The 771-nt window shown below is 58.1% G+C and carries 1 rRNA gene; it reads left to right on the top strand.

Annotated elements, in window-relative coordinates:
- Positions 1 to 771, top strand: a 23S ribosomal RNA gene (locus CCB157_RS17100); the annotation flags it as partial.

Here is a 771-nt window from a genome sequence, read left to right as displayed (position 1 = left end):
AAAGAAAGCAAACGCGATTCCCTGAGTAGCGGCGAGCGAAACGGGAGGAGCCCAAACCCGGCGTTCTTTTGAGCGTCGGGGGTTGTAGGACACTCATCACGCGGCGGCGGGCGTAGGCGAAGCGGTCTGGAAAGGCCGGCCGGAGAAGGTAACAGCCCTGTAGCCGAAACGTCCAAAGTCGCAGAGTGGATCCTGAGTACGGCGGGACACGGGAAATCCCGTCGGAAGCAGGGAGGACCATCTCCCAAGGCTAAATACTACCCGGTGACCGATAGTGAACCAGTACCGTGAGGGAAAGGTGAAAAGCACCCCGGGAGGGGAGTGAAAGAGATCCTGAAACCGTGTGCTTACAAGTAGTCGGAGTCCCCTTTGAGGGATGACGGCGTACCTTTTGCAGAATGGACCGGCGAGTTGCGATCCCAAGCGAGGTTAAGCCGGAGAGGCGGAGCCGTAGCGAAAGCGAGTCTGAAGAGGGCGATGAGTTTGGGGTCGCAGACCCGAAACCGTGTGATCTACCCATGCCCAGGGTGAAGGTGCGGTAACGCGCACTGGAGGCCCGAACCCACGTCTGTTGAAAAAGGCGGGGATGAGGTGTGGGTAGGGGTGAAATGCCAATCGAACACGGAGATAGCTGGTTCTCCCCGAAATAGCTTTAGGGCTAGCCTCGAGGTGAGAGTCTTGGAGGTAGAGCACTGATTGGGTGAGGGGTCCCCACAGGATTACCGAGCTCACTCAAACTCCGAATGCCAACGACTTATCCTCGGGAGTCAG

It is taken from the genome of Caenibacillus caldisaponilyticus (genome assembly GCF_002003465.1).
GTDB classification, from domain to species: Bacteria; Bacillota; Bacilli; order Bacillales; family Sporolactobacillaceae; genus Caenibacillus; species Caenibacillus caldisaponilyticus.
Note: the sequence above shows the minus strand (reverse complement) of the source record. Positions and strands in the feature narration are given on the sequence as shown.